The organism is Cytophagales bacterium, assembly GCA_019456305.1.
GTDB lineage: Bacteria > Bacteroidota > Bacteroidia > Cytophagales > VRUD01 > VRUD01.
On sequence record VRUD01000007.1, the window covers coordinates 48,155 to 68,939 of the forward strand.

The following is a 20,785-nucleotide window of genomic DNA, read 5'->3' on the forward strand; positions in this document are numbered from 1 at the left end:
TTATTAATTTGTTAATATAAATTTCGCATTATCAATTATTACATTATTGTTACCTCTAAGCACTCCAAAATACAATCCCGGATGCCGGTCAGCAATATTTAGCTTAAATGTATGTCGCCCGCTTTCTAATTGCTTGTCACTAAAGATTGTCTTAATTCGCTTTCCCTGTACATCATAAATCCCGAATGTATAATTTCCATCGTCTTTTATATTTATTAATATGGAAGCCTCTCCTGAAAATGGATTAGGATATATCGTTACTATTTCATCCTGTATTATCTCTTCTGTTTGAGGTAAGTCTTTTTCGTCTTTTAAGAAAAAGTCTAAAAATGCTAATCTATCCTGTGTAACCCATACATAAAAGTCTTTATCCGGGTATGTTGCTCTTACTTCAGGTTTAACCAGATAATCTGCAAACTGCCGGTAACTCGTTAAATTAAAATCTTTTCCTTTTGCTAAGCGTGCGCTTATCAGATATGCATACACTGTATTTTTCAGCATAGATTCAAGGTAAGAACCTATAGTGTCATTATGGTTAAGATAATACCCTAATTCTAACTGATCAACTGCATTTCCGATAAGTGTTGAGATTTCATCGTAAGCTTTCTTGTGCAATCCTTTAGTAATTAGTCCGTTTATACCTTCATATTCCTTATGATATGAATGATCGTAGATCACTGAAGAATCTGCCTCAACGAATGCCAACCTTTGCAAAGATGGAACCCTGCCGGTACATATAAATGGTTCCGGGCCGGCATCTTGCTTAACCAGGAAGGGTACCACAACAAAAGTTATTAATCCTGTAGAAGGATCATATGGAGGATCAGCGATAATATCAATTATTGGTGCACCAATAATGCTGCCATGTTTCCAGTAATTACATCTATAATTAAAATCCGCGGCTTCTATATTGCCCGGGGGTACTAAATACGTAATATCTACATTATTATTAATAAATTTATTTTTACCAATTGACGCAAATGTTGTATTTGAAAAAATAATGGCATGCATATTATCTTCAAAGAGGTTGTTGCTATTATTAGCAATGTCAACGGTACCATTTAAATCCAGCACAGCAGCAGTATTGTCTTTAAAATCTGTATATTGGATTTTGGTGAAGGAATTATAACCATGTATAGCAATTTGATTATCCATGAATAATGGATTATCAACAGGCCTTCCTTTATAAACAGTTGAAGGGTGTCCTATAAATAATCGTGCATTGTTGGCATCAATTGCAATATCGTTATTTAAAAAGCTGCCGCCACGAACATCCAATCTCGCCAATGGCGCTACTGCTACTCCTACTGCTGTTAGATCGGGATCAAAGATCGGACCTTGATTAATAGTTGATTCAAATATACAATCTGCGACAATAGCCCTTCCGTTTATAACATGAACAGCTTTTCCCAGGTAATTTTCAAATCCACAGCCAATAAATTCTAATTCAGATGACGGTGTGCTGCTTTGATTTACGCCTCCCGTGTAATCACCGTCACAGCTTATCATATTATAGTTTTGGAAAGTACCGTCAAAATTGCAATCAATGGATGTTTTATATACTTTCTTTTTCATTATTAATTCTAAGTTAGAGCCGCATCCAAATTCAAAATCTTCATTTTCTGCAATATAAAAAGTAGGCTTGCTTATACTTAAAGTACATCCCGGGAGAAAAATTGTCTTTCCATTCCTAAGCGTAAAATTTATATCTTCCGGGGTGTCACCGCCAGGAACGAAAATGTTTTTGTAAATAATAAACGGTTTGTCTGTTTTATTATGGATCAGATCGGCAGGAGAAGCGTTGTCTGCGGTAAAATCATGGGTAATGCTTGATGGAATAAAATAAAATTCTATACTTTTTGTTTTTTGGAAATTACCACCCGGGCCTGAAGCAGTCATTGTAACAGAATATGTATTCCATCCAAAGTTTAATATGCTGTCTAAAGTATTTGCTAAGAAATTATGAGAATATCTGTTTGGAAAGAAAGAGCTTGTCTGCGTTTTAATGTCCTGCCCATTCAGTTTTATTTTTATTTCAGTCACCCCAAATCCGGCAGTAAGCGTATGCCTGAAAAACAATACATTATCATTAAGGTCTTGTTCAGCCATAGGCGCCTTTTCTATCACTTCTAAATCTGCAATATCAGGAAAGGGTTGTATTCTTTTGAATCCGGTATTTTGACCCCACCTGTTGGCCACTACCATTTCGTTGGCATTATTGGTAAACGTGTTTGAAGATACAGCATTTGGGAAAAATAATTCTTCATTCGTTTCACTTGTTCCGAAGCTGCCGCCTGAACCTAAATAAAATCCATCGTTTGAGAAAACATGAATTTTAGCTGCTTTTTTATCAGTGATATAAAAAGCATTGTTGCCGAGGTTATATCCTATATTGGTTAATGTAGAATTCACTTGGGGAAATGTTGAACTTACTATTAAATCTAATGCTGATGATGAAGCAAGACCATCTGTACTAAGTGAAATAATGGTATTTCTTCTTATATCTATTGCCAATATTACATTATGACCGCCAACTCTTGGTGAAGATTCAAATCTTTTAATACCAAATAAATCATGGGTTTGCCCTTTAAAATCAGTAAATTGATCTAAAATTCTTGGCCCATCAGCGCCAGGTTTTAACAGACCTGTATTAGGGTCCAAAATAAGCCGGTAAATAAGGTTGTTTAGCGCATTAGCTATGTATAAAACATTAGCATTATTTGTGGAAAAACCTGTAAGATCGGTGGCGCCATGTAAATTCAATCCAAAATTTGTATTACTAACAAGAATAAACTCCAATTCATCAGCATTATTTACAAAAAGCTTATATATTTTTATTGTTTGAGTATCTCTATCCAAAACATATAAGTATTGACCTAATATAAATACCGCCACCGGATCTGAAAATCCATCAATTATACGGATTCTATTATCTATAGAAGTATTTAGAACTACTCTTTCCCAAATTCTATCTAAAATTGCACCGGTTGGGAAATTTTTCAAATTACCATTAGCATCAGGGAGGGAGAATACTCCGGAAGCATCCTCTATATCAGCGTATAATCTAACAAAATTCCCATTAGCATCTTTCATATCATTATTATTTAAGTCTTGAATAGAAAGTACAAAGCCAGGTGAGTAAGTTTCTGTCTTAATAACTATTTGTAGGACTAATTGAGTAATAAATTCAGCAATTTCTTTTATGATATCACAAATAAATTCTGGAAATACAGCTACACAAGCTGTCCATAGAGGGTTAGTAATAGTTTGTGCTACGAGTTCTTCAACCTCAAAGCTAAATGAATAGGGTGAAAATTCCAGTTGCCGAAATGCTGTTGTATTAAAAAAATCGTCAGGAATTTCCTTATTTTCAATATTTGGATTTTCTCCCAGAATAAGATTGGGGTTAATTGGAGCTGATTGGTTTTCCCTGTTTTGCAATTTAATAAATACAAAACCTGATTGAGATTTTGGAGCGCATGGTGATCCTAATATATCTGGTACATCAATATCACCCGTCTCTCTGTTGCCGCTTTTATTAGTCTGAATATTTCCACTATACGTTATAGCATTGATGAAATATTGTTTAACAGTAGTATCATATACAGAAAGACAATTCAGCATCATAGAATTAGCAGGATCATCATCTTTACGCATTTCCAGTTCAATTAGATAATCACACCATGGATTTTGCGATTGAGCGGCAGCAGAATTTATATGACTTTTAATAAAGTGTTTAATAAAGAATTTCCCATTAATAGTACCTGTACTATCAATCATATCAAATTGTGAGCAAAAATTCGTATAGTTATTGTAATCATCAAACACTTCTCTTGTAACGTGCCATAAACCATTATCAAGGTAAGATTTCAGCCTTTCTACAGGTAACCTGGCAAGGTTTTCCTCATTAATTTGTATGGGGTCATAGATCAACCCATTTGGTCCACCCCCACCTAAAGGAGCAATGAAAGGTTTTGCACTAATAAATAAAATTAATACAATAAAAAATAGCAGAATATGGTTGTATTTCTTCATTGATAATTATAAGTTACAATTCAAAACATTTATTAAAAAACGTAATACCAAAACAAATCCTAATTTTATCGTTCATTTTATTAAACCTTGAGTCCACTCCGAAAAGTCCCTCAACTAATTAATTTGCCAATATACAAAAATAAAAACACATTGTCAAGTTTTTTTGCATTTATTTTCCGTTTGTAACCGTTGAATAGTCGGTTAGCTTTCTTTTATCCTATCTTTACACATCAGTTTCCCTGTCATAAATATTCATAAATCTCCATTCTGGATATGTTTTATTCAGGAATTGAGTAAATCTCACAAGATCATTTACATAATACCAGCAGTACTGTCCGGCTAATTTGCTAATACGATTCTTTCCTATTCGGAAAATCATTAGATTTCACATCTTCAATATAATTCTGCACCGCACCAGAGATCACTTGATAAAGATCGGCATATCTTCTCAAAAACCGGGGTTGAAATTCTTTGGTTATGCCAAGAAGGTCGTGGGTTACCAGCACCTGGCCGTCTATATCAGGGCCGGCACCGATGCCTATTACCGGGATGTTTAATTCGCTGCTGACTTTTTTGGCAAGCTTTGCCGGGATCTTTTCTAATATGAGTGCAAAGCATCCGCAATCCTCAATAATATGGGCATCTTCCATGAGTTTTTTTGCTTCAACTTTTTCTTTTGCCCTTACCGTATAAGTTCCGAATTTGTAAATAGATTGAGGTGTTAACCCAAGATGTCCCATCACGGGAATACCAGCAGATAAAATGCGTTCAATACAATCCTTCACTTCTGCGCCACCCTCTAATTTGATAGCATGCGCCTCTGCTTCCTTCATGATCCGGATTGATGATTCCAGGGCAATCTTGGAATTACCCTGATAGGAGCCAAAAGGAAGATCTACCACAACAAAAGCACGCTTTATTGCCCTTATCACAGAAGATGCGTGGTCGATCATTTGATCCAGGGTGATGGGTAAAGTTGTTTCATATCCATGGATTACATTGGCTGCCGAATCTCCCACCAGGATTACATCAATGCCCGAGTCATTCAATATCTGTGCCATTGAATAATCATAAGCAGTAAGCATGGAGATTTTCTCACCTCTTTTCTTCATTTCCTGAAGCTGGTGGGTGGTTACTCTTTTGATTTCAGGTTGTTTTTTAGCCATAATATTTTTTTTATAATCTATGTTTATTAATGCTTAACTGGAAAAATATCTTTCAAAGATGAAATTTTCAACAAAAATAACAAACCAATAATAAAAAATAACGCCAATGCAATAATACTAATGCGCATGCTCCCGGTAAGAGCTTCCAGGTATCCAAAACTGGCTGTTCCCAGCACTGTTGCAAGTTTCTCGGTTACATCATAAAAACTAAAATAACAAGCATGGTCCTGGGTTTCAGGCAGCATTTTCGAGTAGGTAGAGCGGGAAAGGGCCTGCATACCTCCCATCACAAATCCTACCAGGAAAGCCACCATTATAAAACCGGGTGCGTCATAAACAAAATAAACATAAATACAAATTCCTATCCAAATACAACAACAAGCAAAAAGTGCCTTGATATTTCCCACACGTCCTGAAAGATAAGAGAAGAAATAGGCGCCTGCAATAGCAACTATCTGTATAATCATAATTGTTACGATCAGGATACCTGTATCCAGGCCTAACTCCTTTTTGCCAAAACTTGCTGCCATGTACAGGACAGTCTGCAAACCTGCAATATAAAAGAAAAAAGCAAAAAGGAATGTTTTCAACCCTTTTAGCTCTTTGAGCTGTTTCCAAACCAACCCTAATTCCTTGTATCCGTTGAGCAAAATATTTCCCGCTGGCTTTCTGTTATAAACATTGCCAGGCAATCTTTTAAAAGTGATAGTAGAAAAACCGATCCACCAAATACCAACTGATAGAAATGAGATTTTGGCAGGGTTTTGTTCGTCAACAAAGCCGTACCATTCAGGTTTTAAAACCATAGAAAGATTAAAAGCCAATAGTATCATGCTTCCTGCATAACCGTAGGCATACCCTTTAGCGCTGATCTTATCATGATATTTGGGTTCTGCAATTTCGGGCAAGTAGGCATTATAAAAAACAATACTACCTGAAAAGCCAATACCAGCCAATACAAAAGCAATGACACCGAACTCTATATTAGTCCCATCAAACCAGGCCAAAGCAATGCATGACAATGCTCCCAAGTAAGCAAAAAACTGCATGAATCTTTTCTTGCTTCCCGTATAATCAGCAATGGAGGATAGCAAAGGAGAAATAGCTGCAATAAAGAGGAAAGAGAAAGATATTGCATAGGCATATAGTTCTGTATTAATAACCTCAACACCGAAGAATAAAACCAGGTCACTTTCCCCTGACTGGGTTACCTGATTGTAATAAATGGGGAAAATCGTAGCAGTAATAACTAAGGAATAGACAGAATTTGCCCAGTCGTAGAAGCACCAGGCGTTGATGACCTTTTTATCATTAAGACGCATAGCGCATAGCCCCGCCGGTAGAGACGTCCAAATTGGGCGTCTCTACCGGCGGGGCTATGCGCTTCACATTACCTGTTTCTTAATAGCAGCATAATTAAGCTTCCGGGCATTGGCTTCCCGTAATTGCTGCTTCACATCAGAGACTATGCCCATTTTCGCCTCCTTATCTACTTTTATAGATATGGTGATCTGGTCTCTTTCAGCTTCACTTAATTTATCTTTTTGCTCTGCGATAAAGCGAGGGATATCTCTGGGTTCTATCAGCACATCATTTACCTGGATACGCGGTTCGCTGCCAAACGCAGGATTATTGGGTTTACCGATATAAATGTAGCTTACGAGTGATTTTCTTTCCAGTTTCTGTAATTGGGTTGCATGGGGGAGCTTTTGTTTTACCAATAGTTCCGTTTCACGCAATACCGTGGTCACCATAAAGAAAAACAGAAGAATAAAAATAATATCAGGCAATGCGCTTGTAGGAATTTCCTGCGAAGTAGATGATTTTTTGGTAAATTTAGCCATAATTAAACACAGATTACACAGATTAAATCATAGATTACACAGATGAAAAAATCTTAATGATAATTCCCCAATTTTAAATCCCATAATCCGTAGGTTCTGCCTCCGATATCTGCAATGGGTATTCCCTTCGGGCTTTATCATACATAGCTTTGTCACCTTTATTTTTTTTATTTAGCCTGAGATATTTCTCTACTGTAATACCTAAAAATTCTGCTCTTAGTTCATGATAAGCAGTTTTGATCTCATCTATTACGTTGATATACATGTCATAACTGGTCCCCCTGTCTGCCTTAATAGACACCACGGCATCCTTGGGGCTGTCAGAAAGTCTCGGGTTACGTTTCCGGTTAGCTAAAAACTCTTTTGTTTTTTCTTTTAATAGTGATACGTCCATTCTTTCTTCCTCAACCAACAGCATGTCTTTTGAGTTGATCAAAACCTTCCAGATATTTCTCTGTTTCATTTTAATTTCCGGGGGCGGCTCATCCGGATCTATCTTGGGAGGCAAAAGGATAGGAAGCCCTTTATCCGTAGCAATAGTGGTGACCATAAGGAAAAAAACCAACAACAAAAAAGCGATGTCGGCCATGGTGCTGGCGTTGATCGTTGCGGATCCTCTTGATTTTCTTTTGATCATTTGTATTAAATAAAAAAACGATCCCGAGTACCCGGGATCAACAGCCGCTTACTTTTTGAAAAATCTGGCTATTAATTCAGAATAAAAAATTCCGATAATGGCAAAGAATGTCAAAATATACATCATTATGAGTACCCCACCGATCAATTTAGATTCTGTAGCGCCAACTTCAAATTTGGCATACAAATCGGTTACTTCATTACCTGAAATTACCCAGCAGATCAAATAGAGTACTAAAGATAATCCAACAACAATACCTGCAGGCTTTCTAAGTTTAGGCTGTTCCTTTAATTGCCTAAGGAAGAATCCTATCGCTAACAATACACATCCTAAAAACAGGATATAGCCTATAATAATAATTAAGTCTACCATAGTATTAGTAGTTATTAGTTAGTGGTTTTTAGTTATGATTATTTACCCCCACACCAAAAGTTTTGTTGAGGGGGTTTAGTTATTGGTTTTAGTTTATTAGTCTTTTTACCATAACCTTTTTATATCATAATCATCAAAAAGTTTGTCTTTGCTAACTATCGTCATATTTTCCATTTTCGCTTGTGATATAATTAATCTATCAAATGGATCTTTATGATGAAATTCTAATTTACTAACCTCTAAAGTATGTTCAAAGTTAATTGATAAAATTTCTATACCTTTTTCATTTACATAAGAAATTACTTCTTTATAAGGCTTTTTCAGTTTAAGTCTCCCAATACTTATTTTGATTGACATTTCCCACAAACTGGCAATACTTAAAATGATAATATTGTCAGGGTTTTCTATCTCTTCTTTTGCCTTTCCACTTAATTTTTTGTCATCTTCAACAAACCAAATAAAAGCGTGTGTATCTAACAATAATCTCATCACATATAATCCTTAAAGTCTTCCAAAGGCTCATCAAAATCATCAGACATTATAAAAGTGCCTTTTAAACAACCAGCTTTAAGTGAATGCTTTTTTTTCTTTTTTTTATCCTTTTGTAAAAGAAAATCCACAAAGTCAAAGACTTCCACTTTTAAGTTTTCGGGTAATGAATTTACTTTCGTATATAATAATGTATTGTCCATAAGGCAATTCAATTTTATTAACAGTAAATTTATCCTTTTATTTTGAATTTAAAAAGCATATCAACCAATGAAATTGAAGCGTCTTCCATCTGGTTTACTATGGCGTCAATTTTACTTACACAATAATTGTAAAAAAGCTGTAGAATAACTGCAACGATCAAACCACCAACAGTGGTTAACAGGGCTACCTTAATACCTCCTGCAACCAGAGAAGGTGAAATATCACCTGCTGCTTCAATAGCATCAAACGCCTGGATCATACCGATAACCGTACCCATGAACCCAAGCATAGGGGCAAGAGAAATAAATAAAGATATCCAGACTAATCCTTTTTCCAGCTTGCCCATTTCCACAGAACCATAAGAGATAATTGATTTTTCAACCATTTCTATCCCTTCAGAAATTCTCATCAGCCCCTGTGTAAAAATAGATGCAACAGGACCTTTTGTACCTGAACATATATCTTTAGCTGCCTGCACTCCTCCGCTTTGCAAAGCGCTCTCTACTTCCTTTAAAAGTTTATCCGTATTGGTTGTTGCAAGGTTGAGGGTAATGATCCTTTCAATTGCGATTCCCAGGCCAATGATCAGGCATAACAGTACAATGCCCATAAACTCGGGTCCACCTTCAATAAACTTCTCTTTTAACATCTGGTGAAAATTTGGTTCTTCCTGGGGGGGCTCCGGTTCTTGTACAAACGCTTCTTCTTCAGCCGCAGCTTCTTCGGGCTGCTCTTCAAGAGCCGCAGTATCAGTGAACAAAGTATCACCTTCTTCCATAGTTGCTTCATTCGTATCTGTTCCCTCATCCTGTGCGAAGGAAACGAAGCAGTTACCAAATGTCAAAACACCTGATAAGATCAATAATGCAAATAAGTTTTTCATAGAAATATTTATTAGTTAATTATTAGTTCGTTATATTCAATGCACCCCCCCTAATCCCCCCCGGGTTACTCGGGGAGACAGGCGGTATTAGCATCTGTGAAAGCGGAGAGAAAGGGATTCGAACCCTTGGTGCCCTTGTGGGGCACACCCGCTTTCCAAGCGAGCGCCTTCGACCACTCGGCCACCTCTCCACTATTATTTATTGATTTTTAGATTTTTTGATTTAGTAATTATCAATAAATCACCAAATCCACAAATCACAAAATGAATTGGCGGCACAAATAAATCACAAAAAATATCTTTATGCAAGTTTTTTTTGATTTTTAATCAATTATTCCATAAACCTGTTTATCGTCTTCACTGAGTTGGAAAACAATGCCTCTTACTTTCTCAACGTTTATTTTATGTAAAACATCTTCTACCGATACCGGCATTAATCGGGCAGTATGGTCTTTGGAAGCAGATAAGATATAGCTACCATCAGAGGAGAATTGCGCTACAGTTACCGCTGCTTTATAGCCAGGGAATAATTGGAGTTCATTACCTTGCAAATCCCATATTCTCACAGTGTTGTCGTTTGAACCAGTAACTATATATTTACTATCAGGTGAAAAATTTACATCATTGAGTCCACTCCAAAAAGCATGCACTGAACGAAGTGAACGTGTCAAAAAATAAAAATTTAACCGCAAAGGCAAAGACGCAAAGTTGTAATTGTTTGATTATCAACTACATTTTTTTTCAAATCTTTGCGTCTTAGCCCCGAGTACTCGGGGGTGAAAAAATACTTTTTGGAGTGGACTCAATGGTAGTAATGATGCTGAGTATAACTGCAATGATACAAAGAGAAGTAATTGCTCTGATGAAAGTTGTCCTTTGTTTCTTCTTTTTGTTTATTTCCTGCTCACTTTCAGAAAGAAATTCATGGATATTATCCAATTGCTCTTCTGCAATGCTTTTACCAATATTATCTGTATCAATATTGGGTGGATGTAGCGCTTTTTCCATACTGAGATTTCCAAAGGTTACCTATCTCTGGTCATTAAATATTCGTCATCCGCCTGTCCCCCCGAGTTACTCGGGGGGGACAAAGTCGGGATAAATCGTCATTCGTAAATTCCATAAAGTTTCTTATCATCTTCTGTCATCTGCCATACCTCGCCTCTCACCTTCTCTACATTGATTTTGTGGAGGGCGTTTTTTGCAAAAACAGGCATTAACAGAGCTTTATGATCATTAGAAGCAGAAAGAATATAGTTATCGTTCGGAGAAAAAGAAACCATAAAAACTAATGAGGTATGACCTGTAATAATTTGTAGTTCATTTCCGTTCATATCCCATATACGAACAGTCTTATCATTGGAACCTGTAACCAAATATTGACCATCATTAGAAAAATCAATATCATTCACTATATCAGTGTGGCCCTTTAATATTTTAATTGCATTTCCTTTCATATCCCAGATAATTGCAGTTTTATCAGCAGATGTGGTAGCAAAGAATTGATCATCTTTTGAAAATGTAAGTTCTTTAATTTGTTCGGAGTGCCCTTTAAACTTCTTAACGAGTTTTAGTTCTTCTAAATATTTATCAAAATACCAGAGCCGGTTCGATAAATCATCTATAAGAGCAATAATATATTTACCATTTAGGGAAAAATGAACAGAACTTATTCGCGCAGAGAATCCATTAACAGTTTTAATTAATCTTAGTTTTTGAGGTAAAGTATTTCCAATGATTTCGTAAATTGAGAAAGAAGTATCAACACCCACGAAAGCTGTTGTAATCAAATATCTTCCATCGTTTGAAAAGCTCGCATGTTGTGTAATATATAGTTTCATAAGTTCTCCTCCCTCCAAATCCCAGAATCTTACAATATTCTCATCTTCTCCACCGCCAGTAATGAAATATTGCCCATTAGGTGCAAACTTTGCATACCATATCTTATCTTTATGCCCTTTATAAGACCTCAAATATTGACCATTTAAATCCCAAAGTCTTGCTATTTTGTCAGAAGAAACAGTAAGAATATACTTCATATCAGGCGAGAAATCAGCAATATGGATGTTATAGGGCTCAGAATTATTAATAATGTGCAGCAAATTTCCTTTGTTGTCTCTTAATTGAGCATTTTTACCTATAGTAAGAATGTATTGTCCATCTGCTGAATATCCGGCATATTCCAGCCAGCCAAAATGCCCGGTAATTACAGGGTTTTCTTCAGGGTAAATATTCCAGATGCGAACTGTATTATCCGTTGATGATGTAACGACCAGTTTACCGTTTGGTGAGAAGTTAGCGTCTAACAATAAAGCATTATGCCCTTTTAATGTTTGCAACCTGTTACCTTGCAAATCCCAGAGTATAGCTAAACCATCTGAGGAAATTGTTATAATTGTATGGCCATCAGGAGAAAATATTGCCTTACATACCCATGCCGAATGACCTTTCAAAACATGTTTTATATTTCCCTGAATATCCCAAATAATTGCTGTTTTGTCAACAGAACCAGTAACAATATATTTTCCATCGGGTGAAAAATCTGCATATAGCGTTCCCCCATTATGTCCTTTTAAAAATGTTACCTGGCCAGATTCTAAATTCCAAAGCCTTGGATAATCAGCTCCTGTAGTTACAATATATTTTCCATTCAGCGAAAATGTAGCATTAACTCGTCTGCTAAAATTTAGAAACTCCAATCTTTTTATTTCGTTACCCTTCAAATCCCAAATTCTAACAGTATTATCATAAGATGCTGTCAATATTGATAACCCATCAGGGGCAAATTTTGCACATCTTATTCTTGCATTGTGCCCTATTAAAATTTGTAACTCCTTGCCATTGATCCCCCATAAACGGGCAGTTGTATCTTCTGCTGCTGTTAACAATAATTTATCATCCGGAGAAAAATATACTGAATTCACATATCCCCTATGACCTTTTAGTAAAATCAGCTCATCACCTAAAGTTTCAGATAAACTAACAGTATAGTCCTGCTGAGCAGCAATAATATATTTACCGTCATGTGAAATGTCAACAACTTCATGCTCATCCCAGCTTGTGATACGAACATCATGTTTACGTAATTCATTCCCTTTTATATTCCATACTCCAATAGTTGCATCTTTTGAAACTGAAACTACATATTTACTATCTGGAGTAAACCTAACTCTATTCACTTGCTTTTCATGTCCTTTTAGAAGCGTATAAAAAGGCACTTTAGAATACGAAGCCATTAAAACCTCCTTTGCAAGTTTGCCCTGATAAATATTATAGGCTTGTTCTGCCAATCTAAAACTAAGGGTAGGATCATTATCCAACACTCTGTATGCTTTAGTGGCTATTTCATTAGACTTAGCGCTGATCTTAATATCTTCCTTTAATTTCATTACCCAGAAAAATCCCACAGAAGCAATCAACAATAGCACACAAATCACTCCAACAACGGCCTTCACCAGTTTTTTCTTTCGGTTTATATTCGCCCTGCTTACCCTCAAATATTCCTTAATATCCTCATAATGCTCTGCTGTTTTCATAGGTTTTTTTTCAACTTCTATCTCCTCTTTGCTATCCATATATCGCTTCAGCCATGCAATGGGATTTACTTCAAAGCTGTTGAACCACCTTTCAAAATAATTTAAAGCCCCGGCAGAAAGTAAAAGTTCTTTAGGCTTTTTATTTTTCAACCATTTATGAAGCTGGTTGCACAAATCCCGGTATATGATCACGCGCTCATGCTGCTCCCTTGCCCACTGTTCCAGCTTCGTCCAGTTGCGCATGAGGGCTTCATGGGTAATGTCAAGGACAGTCGTGAGGCGCAGATTTTTCGATGCCGGGTCTTTGCTAATGAAGGGGCGCAGGAAGGTATTGCCCTGGATGCGGAAGATGTCAAGCACACGGGCTACTTTCTCACGTTCGTTTTTTTTGTAACCAAGCATTTCAATAATTTCCTGCAAGGAGGTGAGGCTCCGGACTGCCCGGTTCTCATCTATTTTGGTCAGACATTGGAAGGCTACTTTTATGATGTGCTGTGCTTTTTGTTTACTAAGGCGCCTGTCGCTGCCACTTACTTTATTATAATATTCATGAGTCGTATCGTACAGGCGGTTGGCGTGGATGTCCAGCACATTGCGAAGCGAAGGGTTTTTGTATGCATTTTGAAGATTAACGGGCTGTTCTTTCAGCCACTGCTCAAACCGCTGCTGGTCTTTTTCCGGGAGGTTTTCTTTGGGAAAGCCTCCTACCATTGCATAATGGATAAGATCCATCTCCTCTGTTCCCCTGCCCGAAACTTCGTAGATCTGGTAAAGGCAATGCTGCAGGATTGGCAACATGTCTGTACCTACATCACCTGTTATTTCATTCATCAAGAACTGTAGAAGACGTTCTGAAATTTTAATACCAGCCAGCTTTGCAGGTTCGCTGATGGCTTCCAGTATATGCTGCTTGCTCAATCTTCCCAAAAATTTCTGACTTTGTTCAATCATCTCAGGCAGTGCCTGAAAAGCATTGCAATTCCCAAAAAAGTCACTGCGCATCGTGCAGACCACATACACAGGCAGGTTTTCTTTTTGTGCTACACGAATGGTTTCCAGAAGCAATTGTACCATATGCTGTGCCTGCTCTGTGGCAACTCCTGTGTTGGGATTGTAGTTTTCTTCGTTGGTGAAAAATTCTTCAAATTGATCAGCTAATATCAATAGATTGGCTTTTTTGGATTTTTGAATTTCGGATTTATATAGGGGGGAATCTTTATACAAATCAACTAAAGCAGAAAACCCATGTTTCAACTTACTTTCAACCTTATCTGTATCATGGATACCCAGTTTGTCAGAGAGCTCATGCGATAAATTCCTCAGTGGGTCTCTTTTCGGACGAAAGTCAGCAATCACCCAGTTGGTAAATTCAGCTTTCAAAAAACCAGCCCTGGCATGCGGAATCAACCCTGCAAATATCAGCGATGACTTGCCATCCCCCGATGAGCCGGTGACCATCAGGAAGTGGTGCTTTTTCAACTTTTTTGTGATTTCGTCTAAATATTCATCCCTTCCTTTGAAGTAGAGGGACTCTTCTTCGTTGAAGGAGCGGGGGCCAGGGTAAGGGGAGGGAATTGAAGATTGAAGATTGAAGATTGAAGATATTGGATTCATGTTCTCAAGTAATTCTAATTTTTAACCACTAATTACACTAATTAGTGTCTGTCTATAAAGTCGAATGTTTAATATATTATAGTAAAAACATAACTTCGTAAGTTGATTAAAAAGTCGGCAGTCCACAGTCGGCAGTCAGCAAATTTGCCGACTGCCGACTGCCGACTGCCAACTTAATGTTGAAACTTTGGATTTTCATTAACGAATATTTTTGACATTATAGACAGCCACTAATTACTCAAAATTAATTAGTGAAATTCGTGGTCTCTATTTCTCTACTCAATAATCAATTTCTTAACTAAAGAATCAGTTTTGTCGCTCAATTTTAAAAAATACAACCCTGGCTTTAAATCTTTTACTTCAATTTTTATTAGATTATCATAAAATAGATTAATCTTGTCCTTATACAATACTTTACCATGATTATTTAATAGTATAATAGATAGATCATCCGTCTTCCAAAACTCTATTTTTAGTTCAATATAATTTTCAGCAGGGTTTGGATATAAATTGATTTTAAAACCTGATGAGTGGAGATTTTGGGAAGGGATCCCTGTTTGAATATTTATGCCGCTAATAGCGGTAGCGATGTGCTGAATACCTGCAAGCGCTGCAATGGTTGCAACTGTGGCTTTGATCACGTTGCTCATAAATGTAAAATTGAGTGCTCCTAAAGTATCATTGGCTGTATGGTAATTTTGGTTCCTGAAGTCTGCGCCATCTGTAAGCATAAGCGCTTTATACCCCCCGTCCCAAAACCTGGCGTGATCGCTTCTTCTGAAATCCGGTGCAATTTCCCCATTTCCCGGTAAAGCCATTGAGATCACCTTTAGATCAGGTACATATATTGCTGCACAGCTATCAAATTTAGCTCTTAATGTGTCTGAATAGATGTTTGCTACATTGGCTAAAAAGTTACCTCTAAAGCTATCAGCAACCAGCACATTGTATTGATCGGGGAACAACAAATTAAAATCTGCAGGTACCGTTTGGCTATAGGGATCATTGGAATAGTAACCGATCATTTCATAGTTGATCACTCCCTGAATCGTTTCAAAACTATCAATGCCACCGTTAAATACATATTGATAGCTACCTAATAAATAGGGTGATTGTTCTTCCAGGTCAAAACCTATAAACTTAATAGTGTGCTTGAAATTGTAATTAGATAAAATTCGGGAAACTTCCAGGAACCCTGCTACTCCGGAGCCGTTATCATCAGCCCCGGGGGTTATGGCTATTCCATCGAAATGGGCATCCACGATATATGTTTGGGTTTCATCCTCATGGCCCTGTAATCTGCCAATGATATTATGAGCCGTATCACCGGAATTAATAAACTCTTGTCTGCTGGTCTGGAGTCCATATTTTGCAAATCTGCTTTCTATGGTGTCTTTAACTTCTTTAATATGAACCGGGCCGGCTGTGTAATGCCGTATTCCCTGTATAAAGGTAAGATCAACCAATAAATTCATGCTATCTACCTGATCTACTAATTCTTGTATATTTATTTCAAACAGATCATCGGCTATCAGCTTTACCTTATAAAAACTATTGATAGTATCGTTGTAATTCCAGAAAATTTGTTTCCCAGTCTCAGGAATAATTGGGTAACCAACATCTCCTGTTGCACTATCAGTATTTACAAGCCAGGTTTGCCCTCCATTATCAGAAACTTTAAATATTACTTCCAAACTATCCGAATCTACATCTGCCAGGTCGTAGGTGATGATAATTTGAGTATTGTTGGTATTGGTATCTGCAGAAATAATATTGATAACAGGCAATTGATTTTGTGCCTTGGTTATGGCTGCCATAATAAAGAATAAAAAAAAGGCTGATGGTAATTTCTTTTTTAGTTTCATTTTATTCTAATTAGTAGTATTAAGCGATTAATATCCCCGTAAATATATTATATTTACAAGTATTATTCAATAAGTCTATAGATCTTTTTGTCATCTTCACTCAGTTCCCAAACATTTCCTCTTACTTTTTCAATGTTGATCTTTTTAATGAGATCCTCAACAGAAACGGGCATGACACATGCTGTATTATCAACTGAAGCAGTGCTTATGTATTTTCCATCCGGAGAGAAGTTTATTCTCCAAATTGGCGCTTTATGTGTTCTGAACACCTGTATTTCCTTTCCTGTCAAATCCCATATCTTTGCAGTATTATCAGCAGAAACAGTAGCAATATAATTGCCATCCGGAGAAAATACGGCATCATTGACAATTGCAATATGTCTTAAAACCAATAATTCCTTGCCATTCATATCCCAAACCCTTGCAGTACCATCATCAGCTGCTGAAACGATATATTTACTGTTATAAGAAATATCTATGCGGAATACACCCAACGTATGACCTTCTAAAACATGCAAAATATTGCCGTCTTTATCCCAAATTCGCAGCGTATTATCATTTGAGGCTGTTATTATATATTTACCATCAGGAGAAAATTTTACATACCAGACAATAGCTTTATGACCTTTCATGGTTTTTAAACAATTTCCCTTTAAATCCCAGAGGCGCGCTGTTTTATCCCTAGATGCAGTAACTAAATACTTTGCATCTGGTGAAAAATCAACGGATGAGACCGCCTCCGTATGGCCTGTTAACACTTTTAAACTATCTCCATTAATATCCCAAATCCGGGCAGTATTGTCCCGCGATGTTGTAACAATATACTTTCCATCCGGAGAAAATTTTACAACATAAATCTGTTTAATATGACCTTTTAAAATTTTAATTAATTTTCCACTGATATCCCATAGCTTTACGGTATTATCAGAACTTGCAGTTAAAAAATACCTGCTATCACTAGAAAAATCAGCTCCCTCGCCACTAAAATTTTGATTATAATTCTTGATAACCTGTAATTGATCACCTTTTCGGTTCCAGAGACGGGCTGTATGGACATCTCTTGATGCCGTTAGAATATATTTACCATCAGGAGAAAATTTCACTACCAATAAAGTTGCTTTATGCCCTTTGAGTACGGGGTTTTCCTCCATTTGTAAATTCCATATACATGCGGTATTGTCAGCTGATGAAGCAGCCAATTTACTTCCATCCGGGAAAAAGTTCACCCCTGTATTATTCCATGTATTTCTCTTTAAGAAAAATATTTCATCTCCATTCATATCCCAAATTTTAATTTTATGATCACTTGAAACTGTAACAATATTTTTTCCATCGGGTGAAAATTTAGCTCTTCGTATTTCACCTGTATGACCGTTTACAACTTTTAAACAATTTCCATTAATATCCCATATTCTAAAAGAATGGTCAGCTAAAGCAGTTACTATAGATTTACTATCAGGGGAAAAATCAGCAGCATAGATAACGGCAGTGTGTCCTTTTAAAATAATTAATTCTTTTCCCTGCAGATCCCACAAGCGTGCTGTACCATCATGAGACGCGGTTAATATATGTTTTCCATCCGGGGAAAATTTCGCTAAATTTAGAGCTGCCGAATGTCCTTTTAATATTGTTAATTGATTTCCCTTAATATCCCATAGCTTTGCAGTTTTATCCCTCGATGCTGTTACAATGTATTTTCCATCAGGAAAAAAACAGGCATCGTTTATGTACTTTTCGTGCCCCTTTAAATTATGTATTACATTTCCTTTGAAATCCCAAATCCCTACTGTGTTAGTATATATTGTGAGAATATAGTTATTAGTTGGAGAAAAATAAGCTGCATGAACCTTACTATTATGTCTCATTATCTGTAAGCACTTTCCATTTAAATCCCACAAACGTGCTGTGCTATCATCTGAGGCGGAGATAATATATTTTCCATCAGGAGAAAAATTACCTGTATGAATTCTTTCTTTGTGTCCTTTAAGGATTTTTAATAAATTTCCTTTACCATTCCATAGTCTCAAAGTTTGATCAAAAGATGCTGTAACTACATATTTCCCATCAAATGAAACGTTTACATCACTCACAACCAGGTTATGACCCCTGAGAGAATTATAAAAAGGAGGTCTTGCATACGCTGACATTAACACCTGTTTGGCTAAATTGGTTGGATAAATTTTATAGGCTTGTTCCGCAAGCCTAAAACTAAGTGTTGGATCATCGTCTAGAGTCATATATGCTTCCGTAGCAAGTTCATTGGACCTGGAAATATTTTGTATTGTATTTTGAAGTTGTACAGCCCTGTTTTTCTGCATATTTGCCCAGAAAAACCCAACGGTAGCAATTAACAATAGCAAAGAAATTACAGCCACAACTACCTTTGCCAGCTTCCTCTTCCTGTTAATATTTTCCCTGCTCGCCCTCAAATATTCCTTAATATCTTCCAGATGCTGCTTCACAAAGACATCATCCGTTTGATCGCTTAGATCGGCCTGACGGTTTGTTGGTTCCACATACCGCCTCAACCACACAACCTTGGCAACATAAAAACTATCATACCATTTCTCAAAATAATTCAGCGAACCACCAGAGAGCAAATGCTCTTTAGCTTTTTCATTCTTCTGCCACTTCTCCAACTGTGCACAAAGGTCTCTATAAATGATCACCCGCTCATGCTCCTCCCATGCCCATTCCTCCAGTTTTTTCCAATTACGCATCAATGCTTCGTGGGTGATGTCTAAAACAGTGGTGAGGCGCAGGTCTTTCGTTGCCGGGTCTTTGGTGATGAAGGGGCGCAGGAAGGTGTTGCCCTGTATGCGGAAGATATCAAGCACTCTGGCAACTTTTTCACGGTCAGCTTTTTTGTAGCCAAGCATTTCAATAATTTCCTGTAGCGAAATGAGGCTACGTACCGCACGGTTTTCATCCATCTTGGTCAAGCACTGGAAGGCTACTTTTATTATATACTGTGTTTCTTGTTTGGTAATGCGCCTGTCGCTGCCACTTACTTTATTATAATATTCATGAGTCGTATCGTACAGGCGGTTGGCGTGGATGTCCAGCACATTGCGAAGCGAAGGGTTTTTGTATGCATTTTGAAGATTAACGGGCTGTTCTTTCAGCCACTGCTCAAACCGCTGCTGGTCTTTTTCCGGGAGGTTTTCTTTGGGAAAGCCTCCTACCATTGCATAATGGATCATGTCCATCTCTTCCGCACCTTTGCCGGATACTTCATATATCTGATACAGACAATGCTGAAGTATAGGAAGCATATCTGTACCAACATCACCGGTAATCTCATTCATGAGCATTTGCAGCAATCGCTCTGAGATTTTGATCCCTGCCAGCTTTGCTGGTTCGCTTATGGCTTCCAGTATGTGCTGCTTGCTCAATCTTCCAAGAAACTTCTGGCTTTGTTCAATCATCTCAGGCAAATCCTGAAAAGCATTGCAATTCCCAAAAAAGTCACTGCGCATCGTGCAGACTACGTATACAGGGATGTTTTCTTTCTGTGCTATTTTTACTGTTTCCAGTAATAACTGCACTGTCATTTGTGCCTGATGTGTTGCAACCCCGGTATTTGTATCGTAATTTTCTTCATTGGTGAAAAATTCTTCAAACTGGTCTGCAAGTATCAGCAGGTTGGTGCCTTTTCCCCCTTTTTCATTATACAGAGCAGAGGTTTTATAGAGGTCAACCAGTGCAGAGAATCCAAGGGTGAGTTGATGTTCCACTTTTTCACTATCGTTAATGCCCAATTTTGTACTGATTGCAACCGATAAATTTCTTAAAGGATCACGTTTGGGGCGAAAGTGTGCAAAAACCCAATTTGTATATCGTGTTTTTAAAAAACCGGCTCTTGCATGTGCCACCAATCCCGCAAATATCAGCGAGGACTTCCCATCACCTGATGAACCTGTGACCATCAGGAAGTGGTGTTTTTCAAGCTTTTTGGTCATCTCATCCAGATATTGGTCTCTGCCTTTGAAGTAGAGGGATTCGTCTTCGTTGAAGGAGCGGGGGCCGGGGTAGGGGCCCGGAATTGATGATTTATTATTTATTATTTTTGACTGATTATTTGTCATTGTTCATTCGATAGTTATATAGTTGTCATTCAGTAGTCATTCAATGGTCATT

Annotated in this window: 14 protein-coding genes and 1 tRNA gene; all 15 read right to left on the bottom strand. The window is 37.2% G+C overall.

Translation table 11 applies throughout. From position 1 onward, the window contains the following. Positions 1-3 precede the first annotated feature (3 nt). On the bottom strand, positions 4-4,035 hold the full coding sequence (locus FVQ77_02640; GenBank protein ID MBW8049240.1) for a T9SS type A sorting domain-containing protein: 4,032 nt from the start codon (positions 4,033-4,035) through the stop codon (positions 4-6). A 347-nt stretch (positions 4,036-4,382) separates the two neighbouring features. Then, positions 4,383-5,201, bottom strand: a complete 819-nt coding sequence (gene panB / locus FVQ77_02645) for a 3-methyl-2-oxobutanoate hydroxymethyltransferase (GenBank protein MBW8049241.1) — start codon at positions 5,199-5,201, stop codon at positions 4,383-4,385. 26 nt (positions 5,202-5,227) lie between these two features. Then, positions 5,228-6,523 (bottom strand): MFS transporter, encoded by a 1,296-nt coding sequence (locus FVQ77_02650; protein ID MBW8049242.1) that lies wholly within the window; start codon positions 6,521-6,523, stop codon positions 5,228-5,230. Positions 6,524-6,586: 63 nt separating this feature from the next. Beyond that, positions 6,587-7,045, bottom strand: a complete 459-nt coding sequence (locus FVQ77_02655; protein MBW8049243.1) for a biopolymer transporter ExbD — start codon at positions 7,043-7,045, stop codon at positions 6,587-6,589. Between the two features lie 73 nt (positions 7,046-7,118). Further along, on the bottom strand, positions 7,119-7,682 hold the full coding sequence (locus tag FVQ77_02660) for a biopolymer transporter ExbD (protein ID MBW8049244.1): 564 nt from the start codon (positions 7,680-7,682) through the stop codon (positions 7,119-7,121). 48 nt (positions 7,683-7,730) lie between these two features. After that, the gene (locus tag FVQ77_02665) at positions 7,731-8,054 is read right to left on the bottom strand and encodes a hypothetical protein (protein ID MBW8049245.1); all 324 of its coding nucleotides are present in this window, start codon (positions 8,052-8,054) and stop codon (positions 7,731-7,733) included. A 105-nt stretch (positions 8,055-8,159) separates the two neighbouring features. Then, positions 8,160-8,543, bottom strand: coding sequence for a type II toxin-antitoxin system VapC family toxin (locus FVQ77_02670; protein MBW8049246.1), 384 nt, complete (start codon positions 8,541-8,543; stop codon positions 8,160-8,162). After that, positions 8,543-8,746 (bottom strand): DUF2281 domain-containing protein, encoded by a 204-nt coding sequence (locus FVQ77_02675; protein ID MBW8049247.1) that lies wholly within the window; start codon positions 8,744-8,746, stop codon positions 8,543-8,545. The genes FVQ77_02670 and FVQ77_02675 overlap by 1 nt, the downstream gene beginning before the upstream one ends. A 29-nt stretch (positions 8,747-8,775) precedes the next feature. Next, on the bottom strand, positions 8,776-9,630 hold the full coding sequence (locus FVQ77_02680) for a MotA/TolQ/ExbB proton channel family protein (protein ID MBW8049248.1): 855 nt from the start codon (positions 9,628-9,630) through the stop codon (positions 8,776-8,778). 103 nt (positions 9,631-9,733) lie between these two features. Continuing rightward, positions 9,734-9,821 (bottom strand) — tRNA-Ser (locus tag FVQ77_02685). Between the two features lie 132 nt (positions 9,822-9,953). Next, positions 9,954-10,328, bottom strand: a complete 375-nt coding sequence (locus tag FVQ77_02690; GenBank protein ID MBW8049249.1) for a hypothetical protein — start codon at positions 10,326-10,328, stop codon at positions 9,954-9,956. Positions 10,329-10,386: 58 nt separating this feature from the next. Further along, a complete protein-coding gene (locus FVQ77_02695) occupies positions 10,387-10,638 on the bottom strand; it encodes a hypothetical protein (GenBank protein MBW8049250.1) in 252 nt (83 codons plus the stop codon). 98 nt (positions 10,639-10,736) lie between these two features. Next, positions 10,737-14,780 (bottom strand): WD40 repeat domain-containing protein, encoded by a 4,044-nt coding sequence (locus tag FVQ77_02700; protein ID MBW8049251.1) that lies wholly within the window; start codon positions 14,778-14,780, stop codon positions 10,737-10,739. A gap of 275 nt (positions 14,781-15,055) precedes the next feature. Continuing rightward, entirely contained in the window at positions 15,056-16,645 is a 1,590-nt protein-coding gene (locus tag FVQ77_02705; GenBank protein MBW8049252.1) for a M28 family peptidase, read from the bottom strand. 62 nt (positions 16,646-16,707) lie between these two features. Further along, positions 16,708-20,733, bottom strand: a complete 4,026-nt coding sequence (locus tag FVQ77_02710; protein ID MBW8049253.1) for a hypothetical protein — start codon at positions 20,731-20,733, stop codon at positions 16,708-16,710. Between the last annotated feature and the right edge of the window lie 52 nt (positions 20,734-20,785).

Coding starts and splice junctions, on each gene's coding strand:
- FVQ77_02665 (MBW8049245.1), bottom strand. CDS start 8,054: ATGGTAGACTTAATTATTATTATAGGCTATATCCTGTTTTTAGGATGT.
- panB (MBW8049241.1), bottom strand. CDS start 5,201: ATGGCTAAAAAACAACCTGAAATCAAAAGAGTAACCACCCACCAGCTT.
- FVQ77_02660 (MBW8049244.1), bottom strand. CDS start 7,682: ATGATCAAAAGAAAATCAAGAGGATCCGCAACGATCAACGCCAGCACC.
- FVQ77_02675 (MBW8049247.1), bottom strand. CDS start 8,746: ATGGACAATACATTATTATATACGAAAGTAAATTCATTACCCGAAAAC.
- FVQ77_02655 (MBW8049243.1), bottom strand. CDS start 7,045: ATGGCTAAATTTACCAAAAAATCATCTACTTCGCAGGAAATTCCTACA.
- FVQ77_02640 (MBW8049240.1), bottom strand. CDS start 4,035: ATGAAGAAATACAACCATATTCTGCTATTTTTTATTGTATTAATTTTA.
- FVQ77_02710 (MBW8049253.1), bottom strand. CDS start 20,733: ATGACAAATAATCAGTCAAAAATAATAAATAATAAATCATCAATTCCG.
- FVQ77_02705 (MBW8049252.1), bottom strand. CDS start 16,645: ATGAAACTAAAAAAGAAATTACCATCAGCCTTTTTTTTATTCTTTATT.
- FVQ77_02670 (MBW8049246.1), bottom strand. CDS start 8,543: ATGAGATTATTGTTAGATACACACGCTTTTATTTGGTTTGTTGAAGAT.
- FVQ77_02680 (MBW8049248.1), bottom strand. CDS start 9,630: ATGAAAAACTTATTTGCATTATTGATCTTATCAGGTGTTTTGACATTT.
- FVQ77_02700 (MBW8049251.1), bottom strand. CDS start 14,780: ATGAATCCAATATCTTCAATCTTCAATCTTCAATCTTCAATTCCCTCC.
- FVQ77_02695 (MBW8049250.1), bottom strand. CDS start 10,638: ATGGAAAAAGCGCTACATCCACCCAATATTGATACAGATAATATTGGT.
- FVQ77_02650 (MBW8049242.1), bottom strand. CDS start 6,523: ATGCGTCTTAATGATAAAAAGGTCATCAACGCCTGGTGCTTCTACGAC.